Annotated in this window: 1 pseudogene; it reads right to left on the bottom strand. The window is 46.9% G+C overall.

From position 1 onward, the window contains the following. Positions 1 to 254, bottom strand: a pseudogene (locus AB4486_RS26060) (DNA topoisomerase III); the annotation flags it as partial.

The following is a 254-nucleotide window of genomic DNA, read 5'->3' as shown; positions in this document are numbered from 1 at the left end:
CTTTCTTAGCATACGAACCTGTCTTGGCATAAGACTTCTTTGCACCACCGCCTTTACGACGTTTAAACGCTGGTCTTTCGACTTTAGGAAGGTGGCGAAGTGATTCAGGAACTACTCCCGTTTTTACCTTGCCCATCAAACCATCAATTTTTCTTTCCAGCGCTTGCATAAAAGGTTGATACGCTTGATTGCGTTCTGCCATGCCTTGCAACTGGTGCTCCCAGTGCGCTGTCATGTCTGGAAAGGTAGAATCC

The organism is Vibrio sp. 10N.222.55.C6 (genome assembly GCF_041473395.1).
Classification (GTDB): Bacteria; Pseudomonadota; Gammaproteobacteria; order Enterobacterales; family Vibrionaceae; genus Vibrio; species Vibrio crassostreae_C.
This window is presented reverse-complemented; position numbering and strand designations above follow the sequence as displayed.